The organism is Natronosalvus amylolyticus, assembly GCF_024298845.1.
Taxonomy (GTDB): Archaea; Halobacteriota; Halobacteria; order Halobacteriales; family Natrialbaceae; genus Natronosalvus; species Natronosalvus amylolyticus.
This window is the reverse complement of sequence record NZ_CP101156.1, coordinates 859,492-875,586: the sequence shown is the minus strand read 5'-3', so window position 1 is coordinate 875,586 and position 16,095 is coordinate 859,492. Positions and strand designations below refer to the sequence as shown.

Sequence of the window (16,095 nt, the reverse complement as noted above, 5' to 3'; positions counted from 1 at the left end):
AGTATTGCCAGCCCGGTAGTCGATACACTTAATCGTCCACAGTCGACCTCTTTCACCAGTGAGTTGGCGGTGTACGTGGTGTGGACGGGTGTACTCGAGCGACGAGGAGCCACACGCTTGCACCACCTGTGACAGCGAGTCGTTCGAACAGGTCGACCCCGAACGGGACGAGACCGTCGAGACCGGTACGCAGTACGTCTGGGTGTGCCCAAACTGTGGCCGCGAACACGTCAAGAACAACCCGCCGTGTTCGCGTTGTCTCAACCCGACGCTCGAGCAAGTCGAACCGTCCTACGAGGACGTCGAGCGCGACCTTGCTGTCCCAGGGTGGCTCGAGGTGGCGAAACCGTATTTGCCCATCGTCGCAATCGTCGTCGTGATTCTGGCGCTCTTTGCGACGGGAATCGTCCCAGCGTCGGTCCTCCCTGGTATCGGCCCCGACGTACCCGGGGAGAGCGACTCGAGCAATGGTATCGAACACGCGACGGTCGAACAGGCCATCCACGAGGCGCTCGAGGCCCACCGTGACGCGAACGGATTCGAGTCACGGGCGTACGACGAGGACCTTGCCGCGTTTGCCACCGAACACAACCAGCGATACGTCATCGCCCAGTACACCGACAGCGACCCTGGATCGCCCCCGGCGCCTGAGAATTACGCTGGTGCCTGTCAGGCGGACCCTGCCTGGGCACCGTTGCAATCGTTCGACGATACTATCGATTCGTACGACGACCCTGAAGCACTCGGTGCTGACATTGCAGCGGCCTTGCTCGAGTCACCGTTTGGCACCAACGTCGAAACCGGCTATACGAACGAAGGCATCGACCTCCACGTGGGTCCTGATGGAGTGATTCACGTCGCCTACGCGGTCTGTTGAACAGGGTTCGACTACTCAGCGCTGTTGAAATGAAATCTATATCTTAGATTTTCCGCTGTAGTGGTGCTCGTCGACGGGTACGTCGTGGTCGCTGGATGGTTCATCGCCTACAATCCAGGATGTAACTGAGCAAATCAGTTCAACCCTGAAGGATACTCACCCGTCTTCCGATAGTGGGAGACGATTTTGGCGAACGCGGCGCCCTGGAACACGACGACGAGAACGAGTGTGATCAGGTACAGCCAGTGGAGTGGATCTTCGGACGGGAACCCAGGCCGGAGATAGGCTCTGTCGTAAATGTGGACGGCGAGGAGCCAGAAGATCGCGTACGCACCGACGGTCTGGTGCCACTTCCACGCTTTCCCACCCATGTAGTCGTACGCACGGTTGTTCGAGGTGGCCGCGAGCCCGACCGCCATGATCACAGCGACGAACGATCCGAACGCCCACGGGCTCATGTCTGCCAAGTAGCCGACGACGTCCCAGTCTCTCGCGTGAAACACGAAAAGCAGGTGAACGACACTCCAGATCGCGAACCAGATCCCCAGTTCAGCCCGCCAGTTCACCGGGAAATTACCCGAGAACCGGCGTCTGATTCCGGGCCAGAGTCTCACTGTCGGTCCGATGATCAGTACCAGAACCAAGAGGAACCACGGAACTGCTCCGACGACCCGCTGCTCGTGATACCCAGCCACCCACAGCAACGCGGCGAAGACGACGCTACCGACTCCCACTGCCAGATGGTGAGTGAGTTCGTTTCTCGTGTCAACTGACATTTATTCTCGTCTATAGTATTCACTGCACCTGGCTATAATTCTACGTGTGATCTCGATCCATAGCATAGACAGTTTCCGTGCATTTACTATGTAATAAACCGGACGAGTCTGTCTTATATTCGTGTCTGAAAGAAGATAACGTTCGATCCGGACTTCGTCCGTTCCTAAAAGCGGGTTGCCGCGACAACCCTGACAGTAGCGAATAGATGGCTCTCTTGGGACTGGAAGAGCGGGTGGGTTTGATATTGCACAGAGACTATAGTTCCGCGTATGTATGGCGAGATCCTCGTGCCGACGGATGGGAGCAAAGTGGCGGAGCGAGCCGGAGCCGTCGCCGTTCGAATGGCCGACCTATTCGGCGCCGATCTGACCGTCGTCTCCGTTCTCGAGCAGGGTGACCGAAAGCAAGCGGAACAGGCCGTAAGGGATATCCAAGAGGGGGCAAACGAGGCGGGACTAACCCCGAAGACCGAGATCATCGACGACGAGGAAACGGCGATCTACCGGGTGATACTGGACTACGCGGAGGAGCACGGCGTTGATGTCGTCGTAATGGGGACGCACGGTCGGACGGGAATCGGTCGGTTCCTGCTGGGCAGCGTGGCCGAACAGACCCTCCAGGAGTCGCCGATCCCCGTCGTGACCGTTCACGAAGACACCGTCGGCGACTTCGAGATCGATACCGTCCTCGTCCCAACCGACGGGAGTCAAGGGGCCGAGGCCGCCACGGAACACGCGATCGACCTCGTGTCCGAAGTCGGCGGGACGCTCCACGCACTTCACGTCGCTTCTGGCGGGCGCGAGACGGAGTCGCTGCCGACCGATGACGTACGCGAGCGGGGCGAAGCTGCCGGCGTGGAGGTCGTCACGGCCACGCGTAGCGGTCGGCCACACGAGGTGATCGCCGGATACGTGGCGGAGGCGGAGATAGATGTCGTCGTGATGGGGACACACGGGCGCACCGGCCTCAGGCGATACCTGCTCGGGAGCGTCACCGAACGCACGGTCCGGTTCTCGCCGGTTCCGGTCGTCTCTGTGAAACCGGAGTCGATTGGCGCCACCGTCGAGTTCCTCGACTACGAAGTCATCGAGGATCAAAGCTGGTCGCTGGAGGACGACGATCTCTTCGAGAAGGCGGCCGAGGCCGACCTGACGGCGGAGGCCTACGGGACGCTGGCCGTCGATAAGGGTGAGTACATCCTCGAAGCGGCCGAGTCAGAAGGGTACGACTGGCCGTTCTACTGTCGGGGTGGTGGCTGTATCAACTGTGCGGCGGTACTGGTCGATGGTGAGGTTGAGATGGAGGCCAACCGGAGCCTCTCCGATGAGGAGGTCGACGAGATGAACCTGCGGTTGACCTGCGTCGCCACGCCGACGACCGATGCGGTAAAATTAGTCTACAACGCCAAGCAGCTCGAGCAGCTCCGTGAACGGGTTATCTAGACGTTTTGTCCCCATGAGGTCGGGTATTCCCGACGAGTCGATGGCACGGCCTGTAGGGTGCCAGCAGGGTAGTCCAAACGGACTGGCGTCACCACACGCCCACCACTCGACGCACCACCTACAAACCGAGACCGACCAACCGAGGTCGGGAAATTGCCTCCGTTGGCGTCGGAACGCCCGACCCCAAGCGCGAGGAATCCACGACTTCAGTCGTGCGGAGGATGTCAACGTCCGGTGTTGTGATAACCGTGTATTGACTGCTGATACACGCACAAAATTCAGCAGGTGTCTCTTGACAGAACGTGAGTGGAACGTTCCGTTTTTGCTGCTTACAGAGCACGAGTGGGACGAAGTCCACTCCAAATGTAGTTTTCACAACTATTATGCTTCTACGATATGAATTGTGTAGAAGCTATGACCAAAAATACCTCTTTGCTCGAGTCCCGTCCCAGTATCCTCACGTATGGCGCTTATATTGGGTTCTGGTGGTTTTGCTTGGCTTTTTTCGGTTTCGTACTGACGTTTGACTCACAAACTATGCCGTTAGGAATAATTCTCATTTCCTTTGGCAGTTCGTTCGTTCTCCTGTATTTTGTCCGCTCATATATCATAGAATGGTTTGTAGCTGCTGGTGTTTTAGAGCCCGATGAAGTGGACATTACGGTATATTCACTTGATGAGTAATCGCTGCCGATACGGGGTGGGGCTATATCGTTCAGTTCGTTGGATACACGTCCGTAATGCCGACATACATACTCTTGACCTCTTTCACCCAGCAAGGCGTCGAAAACGTCCGAGCTAGCCCCGAACGGACGGTGCATGCGAAAGAGATGGTCGAATCACTGGGCGGCACGTGGAAGGATTTTTTCGTCACGATGGGGCAGTACGACGGCGTCGTCGTTGCCGACTTCCCAGATGACGAGACGGCAGCGCAGGCTGCGCTTTCGCTCGCGGAAAGCGGAAACGTGACGACCGAAACGCTCCGAGCGTTCACCCTCGACGAGTTCCGCGATATCGTTGAAACGATGTCATGAGGTGCTCGTCCTGTCCGCAGAAAGACCGAAGATACACTCAGTGAAAGTACCGTATTCATCCTCGATTTGCAGCACGCCGCTCCTGTCCGCCACTGAGGACTGCAACAGAGACCGGTATTTGGGTTTCGTGCCTCTCCGTCGAACCGGTCGCTGCAGGGGTCCGATGACTCGAGTAGTCAAAAAAACGGAGTCGGCTCGAGCAGTATCAGGCCGCTTTCGCCGCTTCGAACGCGTCGCGGAACGCGCCTGCCTTTTCGCGAACGTCGCCTGCTGCGTCCTCGAGCGCGTCGAGGGGATCGACTCCGTCAGTTTTGATCGTCAGAATAGGATCGGTCTGGCCGCCGGACTGCTCGGGGTTCATGTCGTAGGTCGCCGCCGTGACGTCCTCGTGTTCGAGCAGGGCCCCTTTGAGCACGTTCATGAACGTGTGATCCTCACCAACAATTTCGATCGAGAGCTCGTTCTCGCTACTCTCGGTGACCCGTAGTTCCATACACATGTCTGTGTTCGTTATTCGCTTGTACCTTTCGAAGCCGTCTCTCGAGTGTTCTGCGGACGCGTTCGGTTCGGAAAAAGGGGAAACCCCTATACAGCTTCCCCCTCAGGGTTGACTATGGACTGGCTCGGGGACGTGCTCGCCATCCTCGTCGTCGCGACGATCCTCGCCTCTCTCGTCGCCGTTCGGCGACTGTCTCACCCGAGCCATCGCTGGGGTGACGTTCTGCGCTCTCGGCTATTGTTCGGCGTGCCGTGGGGCACGCTCGTCTCAATCGGATTCGTTCTGCTCATCTATCTGTTCGTCCAGGACGGGATCACGAACTTCAACAGGCCCGTCGTCAAACCCTTCCGCGCCTACTCGTTCTTTTATCCACTGGGGATGCTGACAGCTCCTTTTGCCCACGCGAGCGCAAGTCATCTGACCGGGAATCTCATCGGGACGCTCGTCATCGCCCCGATAGCCGAGTACGCCTGGGGGCACTACCCGAACGAGCGCGGCAGCGAATCGTTCTCAGGGTGGTGGACCAATCCGGTTGTTCGAGCGTTCGTGATCTTTCCGGTAGCCGTTATCGGAATCGGCATACTGACCAGCGTGTTCGCGCTCGGTCCCGTCATCGGTTTTTCCGGCGTCGTCTTCGCATTCGCCGGGTTCGCTATCGTCCGTTATCCGATCGTGACGGTCATCGCCGCCATCGGCGTGCAGGGGACCGTTTCACGAATTCAGTCCGCCCTCGAGTTACCGATCGGTGTCTACGTGGCCCAGCCACGGCCACCATCGCCGCCGTCGTGGGCGACCATCGCGATTCAGGGACACGCACTCGGCTTTTTCCTCGGATTTCTGCTGGCGCTTTTCGTCTTTCGCCACCGGAACTACCGTCCCAATCCGCTGTATCTGTGGCTTGCAGTTCTCGTCTACGGCTTTTCGAAATCTCTGTGGGCGATTTACTGGTTCGGTGGCGCCAACGAGTACATCCTGTTTCAGGGGCCGGGTGTTATCGCCGTCACCGCTCTCGCCCTCGTTGCCACCGTCGCCGTCGTCGGGTCAGAACGGTCGATCGTTCCCCCGTGGCTCGAGCATCGCCTCTCCCGACCAACTATTCACACGACAGGTCGCCCGCTCCGTCGAACGCTCGAGACGATGCAAAGTCGAACGACTGCACTCGATGTCGCTCGTATTCGAACCCTCGTTCAGCGGCCGAAGGCGAAATTGCCGACGGCCATCACGGAAACGTCCCACCAGTGGTCGGCGTTCGTCGTCGTTCTCGTCGTCGTTGCGCTCATCACGGGGCCGGCAATTCCAGTCAACCTGTTCGTGATCGGCGACGGCATGGCGGACAACGAGGCGTCGGTGACCGTCGAGGGATACACGGTCGAGTACGCCGAGGGTGTGCAGAACCCGATGGCGTCAGTGGTCGACCTCGAGGCGTTCGATCCGGAAGGCGTCCAGTCCAGTGGCGTGATCGTCTCGAATCCAGATAGGCAGCTCTGGACGGAGGCCGTCTCCGCCCAGCGGTTGGCCTTTTCGGGCTCGCAAACGATTATCGTCGGTGGTCCAGGCTGGCGCGAAACCGTGCGAGCTGAACGTCAGGGCTGGACCCCGGTCGGAAACGACACCGTCTATCAGGTGTGGCTCGACACAGGCAGCGAGCGAAGGCACGCCTTCGCGAGCGATCAGTCGACCGCGAATGCACAGATTAGCGGCCAGAACGTGACAATCGCGCCAAGCGACGGCGAATTCTTCCTCGAGGTACACGGGAATGACACGGAGACGGCAACAGTCTCCATACCTGAACACAACGAATCAGTGACGGCAAACGGCCTCGAGTTCGTTCGTGTCGACGACGAACTGTACGTCCACGTGGACGACACCATCGTTCAAATCGCGAGTAAGGAATCGTACAATTAGCGCAGTTCTACGCTGTTTTGGGCCTGATCCCACTCGATTCGATACACTTCCGTCTCGAGGTCGACTTGGGCATCGTCGTGAAACTCGAATCGGTGGCCGACCTCGAGGGTTGCTCGAAACGCGTGGGTGACCGTACCCCCGTGGTCTCTCGCGAACGATTCGACAAACTCCTGGCTCCCCGCGTTGTGAATCGTATAGGAGACGTCCGCCAGGATACTGGCTTCCTCGAGAAACGGTCTATCGGCGTGTCGATTCCCGCGCTGGGCGCCGAACGGCGGGTTCGAAACGACAACGACCGGCTCTCGGTGCGCGTCGGTCGCGGCAGTACGTGAGACAGAACGGTCCCGCGTCGATGTCGCCTGGCTCCGGCGACTGCTGTCGAGATAGAGCGGGACGCTCCGGACGTCGGCCTGTACCCACTCGTAGGCTGGGCCGTTTGAGTCAGCGTTGGCGTGTGGACCGCTCTGGCCGCTGTCCTCGACCGCTGCCCGAACCCGCTGTTCGTTTGCTCGAGCCGTCTGCAAGGCTTCCCGGTCGATATCGAGGCCGATCACGCGTTCTGGGCCGTACTGGCCGACAGCGAGCGCGAGCATCCCGGTCCCAGTTCCGAGGTCGATGACCGTCGTTCCCGTTATCTCGTCGTGCATGGCAGCCAGGTGGGCAATGTGGGCCGCAATCGCCGGAGTCGTGAGATACTGCTCGAGGTCTGCTCGGGGATCGGAAAAATCAGCGACTGACTCGAGTCGTCGTTCGAGCGTTCGGCGAGCAGGGCCGCGGGTCATGTCCTGCGGTTACCGCTCGAGGCTAATGGGTGCGTCGAGTTCGAACGATAACCCTTCACGCTCGGCGCGCTCCGCACAGGCCTCGAGTGCTGGTGAGACCTTCTCAGGGTTGGTCACGTTCGCACAGTCGACGGTGACAGTTCCGACGCCGAGGAACGCGCCAGCGCGGACGTATCCACGGATTCGGTCGACTTCCTGTTGGGTATGCAACGAGCAATCCTCGTCAAAACAGGCATCGACGGAAAGGCGGGCCGGGAACAGCCCGTTACGGGTGCATTCGCGTTTCAGATCGCGGAGGTAGTCGGGCGCAGTGGACTCGAGGTCGGCCGCCTCGAGTTCGACGGGGGTGACATCTGCTGGTCGACAGCGTTCGATCGTCTGGTCAAACTGCGACGGCGAGGTAGCGCTCATACCACCACATACATGTGCCGCATACAAATACTTTTGTAAATGCACAATGGTAATATATGGTGCCGTAGTGTCGACGTGGTTCTCGAGGGTATACACTTAAGCACACGGCGTTACAACCTGTAAACATGGACGAGTGTCCACGGTGCCAGACACCTCTCGAGCGTCTCTCACTGGGTGAGGTGACGACGCTCGCATGCAACAATTGTGGGTTTGCGGACGTCCCTGTCGACCACGAAAGTCGACCTCGAGAGTACGAGTCCTGGCGGGATGCCTTCAATCGATTTTACGAAGAGTAACTGATACGGGACGTTGTTATCACGCACCCCAATCGTGTTAGGGTCGCCGTTCGGCGGTACATAGGACTATTTTCTTCTGCCTACCAATTTGTTGCTGTGGGCCGGCGTATAGCGCTTTTTGACTCGAGTCAACGTGGTATCGTGCCCACCTTCGAACGACCGTTGCCGTTGGAAACCACGGGGTGTTCGGTCACGGTGGCAGCGTTTCGCCCTGGGAGGGCTGGACCCGCCAGACACACGTATTCCGGAAACGAACTGCTCTCGATCCCTCGATAAACGAGAAAAGGTGAACGCGCTTACTCGCTTGCTGCCGGTGCCTCGGCTTCTGCTTCTTGCGTATCCACGTCTTCGTCGGAGCGAGCAGCAACGAGGCCACCTCGAGCGACGCTGTACAGCGGTTCGTCGGCGTGAGTGACGCCGCTGATGGAGAACGGAATGGCAGCATCTTTGAGGTGGTCACGGAACAGTGCCTCGAAGCCGTCGGGACTCGAGGTCCCGCCGGTGACGACCACTGGGACGTCGAGTCCTTCTTCGACGTCGCTTTCGTCGACCTCCTTGACGATGTGTTCGATGACGTAATCGAGGAGATTCTCGTAGTAAATCGAAAGCGCTCCTTCGACGCCACCGACGTCCGTGGTGAAGTCGAGTTCGAAGTCGGACTCTTTGATCGAAGTGACCTTGTCGACTGGCGTGCCGGTTGCGCGGGCGGCCTGCTCGTCGATCCAGTCGCCACCGCGGGCAACGGAGAACTTCATCACGGGAACTGCGTAGTACGCCAGACAGACGTTCGTCATCCCGGCACCGAAACTGATACCGAGTCCGGTGAAGTTGTTGTCCGCGAGTTCGGAGTAGATGACGGACATCCCTTCGTTGATCGGTTCAGCGTCGTAACCGATATCGTTGAGGAAGGATTCGATCGTCTTCTGGTGATAGAGCGTCGAGAGATCGTCGTCGATGGGATCGGCTGGTGTGGAGAAGTACAGTTTCTCGTCAGGGTAAGACGGCTCACCGACGACCTGTTCGATGATGAGTTTCATCATCGGAATTGCGCTCTTCTCGGACGACGAAAGGATCCCGTGTTTCATCGGTCGACGGGTCTCCTTGTTGAAGATGTTCGCGAAATTAAGCGCATCGTCACCGACGACGTACACTTTGTCGTCTTTTCGGATGTGGAGCACTTCACTTCGTGAGAGCATCTGTTCTGCCATATCAGAGTACTCGATTTCCACGAAGGAGTTGCGCTGCTGCACGAATACGGTGTCGGTACCATCCTGCTGTGCAGACAGGATGTTCATGGTTCCAACGTCTAGGCCTTTGGCCATGTTTGTCCAACTCCCGTGACGGATTATAAATCTATGTGATTAGATTGCATCAGAATTTACCCGGGAATAATTATATATTAACTCTGCAGACGTGTCGTTAATTCCGTTTTATCAACGCCCGTATTCGCTCGAGTAAGCCGGCAACGGGGTTCGCTCGAGTCCCGTCTGCAGCGGCTTCCCGCTCTTTGGCAGCTTCTTCTTCCTGTTTCTGTTTACGAAGCTCCTTCAGTTTCTGGGTCTGGTCGTCGACTCCGCCCTGTGAGACTGCGGTCTTTTTCTCGCCCCCTTTCAGGCCCTTGAGCCCTGCGACCTGGGCGTCTACACCGCTCGAGCGTGTTTTCTTCGTCGCCAGATTCGAATCGAGGTGTTGGCCGTCGAGTTCGTCGTTTTTGAAACTGAGGCGTTTGTTCTCCGATTTCCGAACGCCACCCCAGGAGAGTTCGACGCCTTCCATCGCGTCGTCGATATCTGACTGGATTTCTTCGTCGGTGTACGATGGCCCCTCGTCTTCGTCGTCTGATTCGTCGATTTCGGCAGATTGGACGGCCTGGGCCATGTCCAGGTAATGTGCGATCAATGCTGCTCCGGTCGAGGCGGTCACTCCTGCGAGGCCGATGGCGTAGGTGGCGACGACGGCGACGCTGTAATCGTTCCCATAGAGCCAGTTGTCTGGGTAAGCAAGGACGAAGCCGATGGCGGCGACGACCGAGAGCGCCACGCCAGCAAGCGAGATGTAGACCATCCGCTGTTCGGAGGGCAACAACACCGTAATGCCGAGCATGAGTGCCGGCAGTGAGATCATCCCGATAGCGTACGCGGGTTGCACCCAGGCCCAGTATGCATCGGAGCGTGGTTCGAGAGTCGTACTCCACAGAAATAACACGAGTGCGACGACTGCCAGCCCGATTCCACCGAGGAACAACCCGAACCCGACGTAGACGTCGGTCCGGTCGTCCGGCTCCCCGATGTACTCTCGGTAGAGATCGAACAGGTACCCGTCTGCAGGGTTTTCCGCTGCCATTGAGCCTCCCTTTCGACTCCAGTATTATGACTGTTGGGTCGAAAAATAGTCTCGAATCCGTCAGTTTATTCGATACCTCTCAGGTTGAGAGAAACCACGCTAATCGTTACAACATCCGCCCGCTTCGCCACCAAAATCAACAGCAAGTGGTTCAGAGATCGCCTCGTTAACGGCTTCGAGTCGGGCCGCCAGTTCACTTTTGGCCTGCAAGAACTCGGCCATTGGTTCCATGGCGTGCAGTTCCTCCTGCGTCCCCTGTAGTTCTTCGAGGTCTTCCTGAGTGGCACTGCCGGCCTGTCGGGCCAGCATGAACTGCTGGCGAACCCGCTCGAACTCCGATATCTGTTCTTGCACTGCGGGGTCGTCCTCGACGGCCTGCTGTGCTTGCTCGAAAGCCTCGTACTCGGGAAGGTGAGTGATGGCCTCACCCAGTTCGCGACCGAGTTCCTCGACTGACGTCGTCTCGACGCTCATATCTTTGCTTAGGAGTCAGGGTGTTTCAACTTGGCGGGTCGCCACGGCCGTGACGCGGGCGGTCAGGTCAGTGTGGCCGTATCGAAAACCCGCGGCGTTTTACGTCAGCGGCCGCAAACGGTGGTAATGAGTCAAGAGTCGGATTCGTCCTACAGCGAGGGTGATCTCCGGAACACCGGGATGGCCCTCAAACACGACCGCGAGTGGGACTACGAACTCGAACGAATCGTCGACGAGGTCGAGGAGAAAAACGCCAAAAAGATCGGTCTGCAGTTCCCCGAGGGCCTGAAACGTCGCGGACCGAACGTGGCGGACGACCTGCGCGAACTGGTTCCCGACGACGTCACTATCATGCTCTCGGGCCAGCCGTGCTATGGTGCCTGTGACCTCGACACCTACCTGATGAAACGGACCGACGTGTTCGTTCACTTCGGCCACTCCCCGATGAAAAACACGGATAAGGTCATTTATGTCCCCCTGTTCTCGAACGTCGAGGTCATCCCGATTCTCGAGGAGTCACTGGAGACGCTGCAATCACCCGAGGAAACGCCCGAAGTCGGTCTCGTCACGACTGCCCAGCACATGAACCGTTTTTCCGAGATGGCCGACTACCTCGAGGACCAGGGTTACGAGGTCCAGACCCGTCGTGGGGACGAACGACTGACCCACGAAGGACAGGTGTTAGGCTGTAACTACGCCAGTGCGGACGTTCCTGCAGACCAGGTCCTCTACGTCGGTGGCGGCAAGTTCCACCCGCTCGGCCTGGCGATGGAACACCCCGACAAGCACGTGGTGATTGCAGACCCCGTGAACAACGTCGTCACCGTCGCAGACACGGAGAAATTTATGAAACAGCGCTACGGTGCAGTCCACCGAGCGATGGACGCCAGAAAGTGGGGCGTCATCTTCTGCACCAAAATCGGCCAGGGCCGCTGGGAAATCGCTCAGGACATCCTCGCGGACAACGACGACGCCTATCTCATCACGATGGACGAAGTTACGCCCGACCGACTCCAGAACTTCGATATGGACGCTTTCGTTAACACCGGCTGTCCACGAATCACGACCGACGACGGGCCACGGTTCCACAAACCGATGCTCACCCCCGGCGAGTACGAAATCGCCGTCGGAAACGAACCGCTCGACAGTCTCGAGTTCGATACCTTCCACGGCACCTGGTAATCGCGCCCCATCGAGCCTCTTGAGTACGATAGTTGTACCATGACACTATTGTTTCAATATTGAAGGCGGGTCGGATTCGTGCCGAGGGGTCGAACGGCAGAAACGATAACACTTACCCAGTCGCCTCTCTCACCCTCGAGTATGGCTACGAGTGACTGGGGAGACTGGCTCCCTCGAGCGATCGAATCGGCAGCACCCGACGGCGTCGCCGTCTGGTATCTCGGCTGCAACGGCTTCGCGCTGAAAGCGAGCGATGGTACGACGGTTTACATCGATCCGTACATCGGACTGGGCGACCCGCCTCGGACGGTTCGCATGATACCGGTCCCGTTCGACCCCGTCGATATCGACCACGCGGATGCGGTACTCGCAACCCACGAGCACACCGACCACGTCCACGGCCCCTCTCAGGCACCGATTCTCGCCGAATCCGACGCAACTCTGTACGCGCCCGATGACAGTCTCGCGGTCGCTCGCGAAGACGAACAGTGGACCGACACGTGGAACGTCTCCGAGGAGCAACTCGAGGAAGTAACCGAAGGGGACACCCTCGAGATCGGTGCGTTCACGATCACCGTCGAACCGGCACACGACCCCGATGCGACGCACCCGGTTAGTTACGTCATCGAACACGAATCAGGGACGGTGTTCCACGGTGGCGACACCAAGCCATCACCCGAGTTCGAGGATATCGGGGCGCGCTACGATATCGACCTCGGCATTTTCGCCTTCGGCACCGTTGGCAACGTGCCCGACAAAGAGACTCGAGAGCCGGTCCGCACGCGCTGGTACAACGACGAAAACCAGATCGTCGAGTGTGCGAGTGCCCTACAGATCGACCGACTACTGCCGAGTCACTGGGACATGTGGCGCGGACTCACCTCGGACCCGAAGGTCTTGCACCACCACGCGAAGAGTTTCGAATATCCACGGCGTCTCGAGATCGTCGAGATCGGTGACCGGGTCGATCTGTAACTCGGAGGTAACGAAGGGGAAAATTGCCCGTTCGTTTTAAGGTAATGCTCAGTTAACGTTGCGAGCATGAGTAGTACTACGGACGCAGATGACGTGGTCGAGGTGCACGACGATGGGGTGACCGTCCAGAAATCTTTTACTGCCGATGAGTTCCCCGTTCCGGCAATTCGGTTCGAGATCGACTCGGATCACGACGAGCCGGTAACGATCCGTCTCACGGAAGATATTCCCGAATCGTTCCCGATGGATAGCGTTGGCTTCCATCCGGAGTACCACAGCGAGAGCTGGACGGCGTTCCAGGACAATCACGTCGAGTTTTCCGGAACGGTCGAACCCGACGAGTCGCTCGTCACGGTGTACGGCATTCGTCTCGATGAAGAGACGGATCCATCAGCGTTCCTCACAGAGCCGACACTGACGAACCTATCGGAGTCGCAGTCGTCTGCCACCGAAGACGACGATAGTGAGGGTGCCGAGCACGTCCAGGAGACGATGATCGACGACATCATCGACGACGACAGCAACCAGGTCGTCAAAGATATGCTGTCGGGTGAAGCGGATTCCGTCCCGGGACTCGAGGAAACCGACGACGGAGAAACCGACGAGGAAGAGGCCGGCGACGCCCAGAGCGAGGACGCGATGGACGCTGGGTCGGAGGACACCCTCGAGTACGACGAAGACGATGATCTCGAGGATGTAGATGAGGGGGCTGGCTTCCTCGGTGAAGACGAAGACCTCGATCTCGACCTCGGCGACGTCGACACCGAGCCGACGGCGGTGGACGACGAAGCGGAAGACGACACCCCAGATATAGACCTTGATTTCGGCGAAGAAGAGATACCACCCGCCGACGACGTCGAGGAGGACGAGGGTCTCGAAGCCGACGAAGCCAGTGCAGAGGAAGGGGACGACGACGAGGACGTTCCCAAAATCGAACTCGACCTCGAGGCGGCGACTGAAGCCGCCGGAGAGGCTGCTACTGAGGAGGGAACTGCAGACGATGCAGCCGACGACGAGGCTAAAGAAGGCGTGGCCGGTGAGGGTGTGGAAGAAGTTGCAGGCGACGAGAAGGCTGCAGATGCTGTGGCTGATGAGGAAGTGGAAGAAACCGTGGACGACGAGGAGGAAACCGAACCCGTTGCGGACGAAACTCCGGACGAAGCAGCCCTCGAGGAAGAAGAACCAACCGTCGACATCGATCTCGAGGCCACAGCGGACGAAACCGAAGCCAAACACGCCACAGAATCGGCTGCGGCCTCGACGGCCGGTGAGGAATCGATAGCCGCCCAACTCGCCGCCGAGCTCGAGGCTGGCGAGGTCAGTAGAGCGGATCGACGAGCGATCGAGTCGGCACTTGGGACTGACACGACGCCAGCTGGCACCGACCTCGCGAAAGTCGAGCATCTCCAGGCTCGAATCGAGGAAGTTGCGGCCTACACGGGCGCACTCGAGGAGTTCCTCGATGAGGAGGGGACGGGTACACAGGTCATCGAATCCTTCCGCGAACAGGTGGAGGAATTCGAGGCCGACCTGGACGCCTTCGAAAGCCGTCTCGAAGGAACCGAATCGACGCTCGAGGCCACAACGAACGACGTTAGCGCAATCGAGTCTCAGATGGTGGATCTGGAATCCGAACTCGAGTCCGTCAGCGACGATGTCGGTGACGTTTCAGCCTCTGTCGAGGAGATCTCGGCGGACGTCGACCGCGTCGACAGTCGGACGGCGGACCTCGAAGGCGACGTCGAGACGCTTGACGACGGATTGGAAACGGTCGAAGCAAGCGTCGAGACGATCGAAGACGACGTCGGAGGGCTGGAATCTGGCCTCGAGGCCGTTGAATCAGACGTCGAAACGCTGGAATCCGACCTCGAGGACGTCGACGAGGCAGTGACGGATCTCACCGAGTGGCGCGACCAGCTCGGGTCGATGTTCTCAGAGTAGCGTCTCGACGGTTTTTGCGCCAGGGTACGATTCGTGGTCTTCTATAGTAGCCAGTGAAAGTCAGTCACACCCTATCGTAAGACGGCGTCGTGATATGTGTGTACACCGTTTCACTGGCGACTATAGGTGCCTGTATATGGAGCGTATCGTCTCCCGAGTCCTGCGGGAAACGCAATCGGTTTGTGGTCGCAACCGCCTTCACTAGCCAATGGGCGAGCGAATACCGATTGCAGTGCCGCGAAAGGGACGGCCACTCGAGTCAGTACTCGACTGTCTGGCCCGTCGTCTCGGCGTGACAGATCTCGCAGACGATGTCAGTTCGACGCTTCGACACGAGAAAGCCATTACCAAAGGAACGGTCGAACCCGAAACGTCTGACCTGTACCATCGACTCGCCACCTACTCCAACACGGACGAACCCGCCGCACCTGAGTACACACTCGTCCGCGACGACCGGGCAGGCAAACCGCGCCGGATCGTCTTCGATAGCGTCAGTATCCCGCTCGATGAGGTCGAACCCGATGACGGACAGTTACTCGAAACCTTCCCTTCGGGTTCCGACCTCGTACTGGTCGGTCGAGAGGAGCCGTTTCGGGCACTCAGAACCCACGAATTCGCCCTGGGGTTCGACAGTGCCGACCTCGTGCTCGAGGAGGTCGTCGAACTTCGCCCCGATCCAATTGGCAAAATAGCCGACATCAACGCCCGAATCAACCCAACCGATACGGACGTTCAGGTCGTCACCGGCCTCGGCGATACGGTGTATCACACGCTGATGGCAACGCCTGAGCGTGCGCCGACAAACGACCCGATTGACAGGTCGTTTATCGAAGCCTACGAGGGCTCGCTGTGTATCACACCACGGTACGAACGACTCGTTCAGGCCGTTCTGGGAACTGGCGCACTCGAGGGCATCGACTTCGAGTACCCGCCTGCGGATATCGATGAAGAACAGGCTATCGCCGACGCTGGCGTTGGCGTCTACCTCACCGTAACGGGTTCGACCGCAAGAGACCACGGACTGGTACTCGGTGAACAGCTCTTTCCGAGTGAAACCGTGTTGATGGAAAACGCAGCCGAGGTCACGCCGGAGAGCGACGCGATCAAGACCCTTCTTGGTGCCCTCGAGACCGAAACTGCGTTGACTGTTTCCTGAT

Annotated in this window: 16 protein-coding genes; 9 read left to right on the top strand and 7 right to left on the bottom strand. The window is 58.7% G+C overall.

Annotated elements, in window-relative coordinates:
- Window positions 1-58: 58 nt before the first annotated feature.
- Window positions 59-877: a hypothetical protein gene (locus NLK60_RS04110; RefSeq protein ID WP_254809622.1), complete on the top strand. Its 819-nt coding sequence runs from the start codon at window positions 59-61 to the stop codon at window positions 875-877.
- Between the two features lie 134 nt (window positions 878-1,011).
- Here the strand turns inward: NLK60_RS04110 and NLK60_RS04105 are convergent, their stop codons facing one another.
- Window positions 1,012-1,653, bottom strand: coding sequence for a hypothetical protein (locus tag NLK60_RS04105; RefSeq protein WP_254809621.1), 642 nt, complete (start codon window positions 1,651-1,653; stop codon window positions 1,012-1,014).
- Window positions 1,654-1,923: 270 nt separating this feature from the next.
- Here NLK60_RS04105 and fer point away from each other — a divergent pair, with 270 nt between their 5' ends.
- Together fer and NLK60_RS04090 are read left to right on the top strand one after the other, a co-directional pair.
- Window positions 1,924-3,096 carry a ferredoxin Fer gene (fer, locus tag NLK60_RS19660; protein WP_305880183.1) on the top strand — a complete coding sequence of 391 codons (1,173 nt, stop codon included), beginning with the start codon at window positions 1,924-1,926 and terminating at the stop codon, window positions 3,094-3,096.
- 740 nt (window positions 3,097-3,836) lie between these two features.
- Window positions 3,837-4,130, top strand: a complete 294-nt coding sequence (locus tag NLK60_RS04090; protein ID WP_254809620.1) for a GYD domain-containing protein — start codon at window positions 3,837-3,839, stop codon at window positions 4,128-4,130.
- Window positions 4,131-4,335: 205 nt separating this feature from the next.
- Here the strand turns inward: NLK60_RS04090 and NLK60_RS04085 are convergent, their stop codons facing one another.
- A complete protein-coding gene (locus NLK60_RS04085) occupies window positions 4,336-4,623 on the bottom strand; it encodes a DNA-directed RNA polymerase subunit L (RefSeq protein ID WP_254809619.1) in 288 nt (95 codons plus the stop codon).
- Between the two features lie 120 nt (window positions 4,624-4,743).
- On the opposite strand from NLK60_RS04085, the gene NLK60_RS04080 reads away from it, so the two are divergent.
- Entirely contained in the window at window positions 4,744-6,534 is a 1,791-nt protein-coding gene (locus tag NLK60_RS04080) for a rhomboid family intramembrane serine protease (RefSeq protein WP_254809618.1), read from the top strand.
- On the opposite strand, the gene NLK60_RS04075 is transcribed toward NLK60_RS04080, so the two are convergent.
- Complete coding sequence (locus NLK60_RS04075) at window positions 6,531-7,316, bottom strand: METTL5 family protein (RefSeq protein ID WP_254809617.1); 786 nt, start codon at window positions 7,314-7,316, stop codon at window positions 6,531-6,533. The two genes, NLK60_RS04080 and NLK60_RS04075, sit on opposite strands and share 4 nt — an antisense overlap.
- 9 nt (window positions 7,317-7,325) lie before the next feature.
- Entirely contained in the window at window positions 7,326-7,727 is a 402-nt protein-coding gene (locus tag NLK60_RS04070; protein ID WP_254809616.1) for a DUF7961 family protein, read from the bottom strand.
- 125 nt (window positions 7,728-7,852) lie between these two features.
- Here NLK60_RS04070 and NLK60_RS04065 point away from each other — a divergent pair, with 125 nt between their 5' ends.
- Window positions 7,853-8,023 carry a hypothetical protein gene (locus NLK60_RS04065; protein ID WP_254809615.1) on the top strand — a complete coding sequence of 57 codons (171 nt, stop codon included), beginning with the start codon at window positions 7,853-7,855 and terminating at the stop codon, window positions 8,021-8,023.
- 296 nt (window positions 8,024-8,319) lie between these two features.
- Here the strand turns inward: NLK60_RS04065 and NLK60_RS04060 are convergent, their stop codons facing one another.
- The 3 genes from NLK60_RS04060 to NLK60_RS04050 all read right to left on the bottom strand — a co-directional run bounded on the left by NLK60_RS04060 (window position 8,320) and on the right by NLK60_RS04050 (window position 10,840).
- The gene (locus tag NLK60_RS04060; protein ID WP_254809614.1) at window positions 8,320-9,345 is read right to left on the bottom strand and encodes a cell division protein FtsA; all 1,026 of its coding nucleotides are present in this window, start codon (window positions 9,343-9,345) and stop codon (window positions 8,320-8,322) included.
- Between the two features lie 97 nt (window positions 9,346-9,442).
- A complete protein-coding gene (locus NLK60_RS04055; RefSeq protein WP_254809613.1) occupies window positions 9,443-10,366 on the bottom strand; it encodes a cell division protein CdpA domain-containing protein in 924 nt (307 codons plus the stop codon).
- Window positions 10,367-10,465: 99 nt separating this feature from the next.
- The gene (locus tag NLK60_RS04050; RefSeq protein ID WP_254809612.1) at window positions 10,466-10,840 is read right to left on the bottom strand and encodes a YlbF/YmcA family competence regulator; all 375 of its coding nucleotides are present in this window, start codon (window positions 10,838-10,840) and stop codon (window positions 10,466-10,468) included.
- Between the two features lie 126 nt (window positions 10,841-10,966).
- On the opposite strand from NLK60_RS04050, the gene dph2 reads away from it, so the two are divergent.
- From dph2 to NLK60_RS04030, 4 genes are all read left to right on the top strand, one after another.
- Complete coding sequence (gene dph2 / locus NLK60_RS04045) at window positions 10,967-12,022, top strand: diphthamide biosynthesis enzyme Dph2 (RefSeq protein ID WP_254809611.1); 1,056 nt, start codon at window positions 10,967-10,969, stop codon at window positions 12,020-12,022.
- Window positions 12,023-12,163: 141 nt separating this feature from the next.
- Window positions 12,164-12,997, top strand: coding sequence for an MBL fold metallo-hydrolase (locus NLK60_RS04040; protein WP_254809610.1), 834 nt, complete (start codon window positions 12,164-12,166; stop codon window positions 12,995-12,997).
- Between the two features lie 66 nt (window positions 12,998-13,063).
- The gene (locus NLK60_RS04035; protein WP_254809609.1) at window positions 13,064-14,938 is read left to right on the top strand and encodes an AAA family ATPase; all 1,875 of its coding nucleotides are present in this window, start codon (window positions 13,064-13,066) and stop codon (window positions 14,936-14,938) included.
- 208 nt (window positions 14,939-15,146) lie between these two features.
- Complete coding sequence (locus NLK60_RS04030) at window positions 15,147-16,094, top strand: phosphoribosyltransferase HisG-related protein (protein ID WP_254809608.1); 948 nt, start codon at window positions 15,147-15,149, stop codon at window positions 16,092-16,094.
- The last annotated feature ends 1 nt before the right edge of the window (window position 16,095 follow it).

What these genes read in the sequence shown, in the direction of transcription:
- NLK60_RS04065 (WP_254809615.1), top strand. Translation starts at nt 7,853, where the DNA reads ATGGACGAGTGTCCACGGTGCCAGACACCTCTCGAGCGTCTCTCACTG.
- dph2 (WP_254809611.1), top strand. Translation starts at nt 10,967, where the DNA reads ATGAGTCAAGAGTCGGATTCGTCCTACAGCGAGGGTGATCTCCGGAAC.
- NLK60_RS04035 (WP_254809609.1), top strand. Translation starts at nt 13,064, where the DNA reads ATGAGTAGTACTACGGACGCAGATGACGTGGTCGAGGTGCACGACGAT.
- NLK60_RS04070 (WP_254809616.1), bottom strand. Translation starts at nt 7,727, where the DNA reads ATGAGCGCTACCTCGCCGTCGCAGTTTGACCAGACGATCGAACGCTGT.
- NLK60_RS04080 (WP_254809618.1), top strand. Translation starts at nt 4,744, where the DNA reads ATGGACTGGCTCGGGGACGTGCTCGCCATCCTCGTCGTCGCGACGATC.
- NLK60_RS04050 (WP_254809612.1), bottom strand. Translation starts at nt 10,840, where the DNA reads ATGAGCGTCGAGACGACGTCAGTCGAGGAACTCGGTCGCGAACTGGGT.
- NLK60_RS04105 (WP_254809621.1), bottom strand. Translation starts at nt 1,653, where the DNA reads ATGTCAGTTGACACGAGAAACGAACTCACTCACCATCTGGCAGTGGGA.
- fer (WP_305880183.1), top strand. Translation starts at nt 1,924, where the DNA reads ATGTATGGCGAGATCCTCGTGCCGACGGATGGGAGCAAAGTGGCGGAG.
- NLK60_RS04085 (WP_254809619.1), bottom strand. Translation starts at nt 4,623, where the DNA reads ATGGAACTACGGGTCACCGAGAGTAGCGAGAACGAGCTCTCGATCGAA.
- NLK60_RS04040 (WP_254809610.1), top strand. Translation starts at nt 12,164, where the DNA reads ATGGCTACGAGTGACTGGGGAGACTGGCTCCCTCGAGCGATCGAATCG.
- NLK60_RS04030 (WP_254809608.1), top strand. Translation starts at nt 15,147, where the DNA reads ATGGGCGAGCGAATACCGATTGCAGTGCCGCGAAAGGGACGGCCACTC.
- NLK60_RS04055 (WP_254809613.1), bottom strand. Translation starts at nt 10,366, where the DNA reads ATGGCAGCGGAAAACCCTGCAGACGGGTACCTGTTCGATCTCTACCGA.
- NLK60_RS04060 (WP_254809614.1), bottom strand. Translation starts at nt 9,345, where the DNA reads ATGGCCAAAGGCCTAGACGTTGGAACCATGAACATCCTGTCTGCACAG.
- NLK60_RS04075 (WP_254809617.1), bottom strand. Translation starts at nt 7,316, where the DNA reads ATGACCCGCGGCCCTGCTCGCCGAACGCTCGAACGACGACTCGAGTCA.
- NLK60_RS04090 (WP_254809620.1), top strand. Translation starts at nt 3,837, where the DNA reads ATGCCGACATACATACTCTTGACCTCTTTCACCCAGCAAGGCGTCGAA.